Below are 1842 nucleotides of genomic sequence, written 5' to 3'. Positions count from 1 at the left end.
ACCGTCATGGACGACCTCGGCCGCCTCACCGGCCGTCTGCTCGGCCGCTTCGTCGGCGGCACCGACGAGCCGGAGGCGCCCGCCGGGACCCAGGCTGGAACGCCGGCCCGCCCGCACCTGCACCATGCCGCCGAATGAGCGTAAGCGTCGTCTTCAGGCCACGTCACTGAGTACGGGCTTGGCGTGATAGGCCCATGGGATGAGGTCGTCGATGCGGCTGTTGGGATGGCCGTTGACGATGCGGGTGATGACGTCCGCGAGGTAGGCCTGAGGGTCGATACCATTGAGCTTACATGTCTCGATCAGCGAGGCGATGACGGCCCAGTGCTCGGCGCCTGCATCGGAGCCGGCGAAGAGAGCATTCTTCCGGGTCAGGGCGAGGGGCCGGATCGAGCGCTCGACGATATTGTTGTCGAGCTCGATGCGCCCGTCATCGAGGAAGAGGCCAAGCCCGGCCCAGCGCGAGAGCGCGTAGCGGATGGCCTCGGCGAGCTTGGTCTTCTGGCTGATCAAGGCGAGCTTTTGCCGTAGCCACGGCTCAAGGGCCTCGATGATCGGTTTGCTCTTCTCCTGGCGTGCGGCCCGGCGTTCTTCAGGATTTCGGCCCCGGATCGCAGCTTCGACGTGATAGAGCGCGGCGATGCGCTGCAGGGCCTCGTCGGCGATCGGCGCGGGGCCGGTCTGGGCGAGCTCATAGAAGCGCCGCCGCACGTGCGCCCAGCAGAACGCCAGGTTCACGGCGGTGCGTCCGGCCAGCGCCTTGTAGCCGCCATAGCCATCGACCTGCAGGATGCCGCTGAAGCCGTCGAGGTGGGCCATGGGCCGCTCGCCCTTGCGGTCAGGGGCATAGACATAGGCGACGGCAGGCGGATCGGCGCCGCCCCAGGGCCGGTCATCACGGGCATAGGCGAAGAGCTGCCCGGTCTTGGTCCGGCCGTGGCCGGGATCCAGCACCGGCGCCGTGGTCTCGTCGGCGAACAGCTTGGGCGAGGTCCTCAGCACTGCGAGCAGCCGCGCGTGGACCGGCCGCAACAGGAAGGCCGACCGCCCGACCCAGTCCGCCAGCGTCGAGCGGTCGAGTGCGATGTCTTGGCGCCCGTAGATCTGGGCCTGGCGATACAGGGGCAGGTGGTCGGCATATTTGGAGACGAGCACATGGGCGACGGTTGCCTCCGTCGGCAGACCGCCTTCGATCAGCCGTGCCGGCGCCGGTGCCTGTACCACCACGTCCGCGCAGGAGCGGCAGGCATATTTCGGCCGGCGCACCACCGGGACGCGGAACTGGGCCGGCGCCATGTCGAGCCGCTCGGCCACATCCTCGCCGATGCGGTGCAGCTTGCCGGAACAGCACGGGCAGACGTCGCTCTCGATATCGACCACGGTCTCGATCTGTGGCAGATGGGCGGGCAGAGCCTCGCGGTTCGCACGGCGCTTTGCGACACGCTCCGCCTTCTCGGCCGGCACCTGCTCCTCCGACACGGCTAAGCCGGCGGCTTCGGCCTGCTCCGCCTCTTCCAGGGCGAGGAGCAACTGGTCCTCGGGCAGGCTTTCCGCCCGCCGGCCGAAGCGGTGGCGCTGCAACTCCTTGATGATCTGGCGCAGGCGCTCGATCTCCGCATCCCGCGCGATCCGCATCGCCTGGAGGGTCTCGGGATCACGGGGAAGCTCGGTGGAGAGCGAGGCCATGACCGGAAGTGAATCACATTCGCCGGGAGCCGGCGAGCCTCTTCAACTGGCGGCGACCGGTTTTGAACTGATGGGGTGGATGCCCCCTCCAGCGGGCACGTATTGTGTCCGGGCAGCGCCGTGGTGGCGCTTTCAGGGGAGGAGCACATGCCAGAT

At 68.4% G+C, this 1842-nt stretch carries 1 protein-coding gene; it reads right to left on the bottom strand.

The features are described from left to right. Positions 1–153 precede the first annotated feature (153 nt). On the bottom strand, positions 154–1686 hold the full coding sequence (tnpC, locus tag YU1_RS0125635; protein ID WP_029006465.1) for an IS66 family transposase: 1533 nt from the start codon (positions 1684–1686) through the stop codon (positions 154–156). Positions 1687–1842 lie beyond the last annotated feature (156 nt).

Origin of the sequence: Azorhizobium doebereinerae UFLA1-100 (assembly GCF_000473085.1) — a bacterium.
GTDB lineage: Bacteria > Pseudomonadota > Alphaproteobacteria > Rhizobiales > Xanthobacteraceae > Azorhizobium > Azorhizobium doebereinerae.
This window is presented reverse-complemented; position numbering and strand designations above follow the sequence as displayed.

What these genes read in the sequence shown, in the direction of transcription:
- tnpC (WP_029006465.1), bottom strand. Translation starts at nt 1,686, where the DNA reads ATGGCCTCGCTCTCCACCGAGCTTCCCCGTGATCCCGAGACCCTCCAG.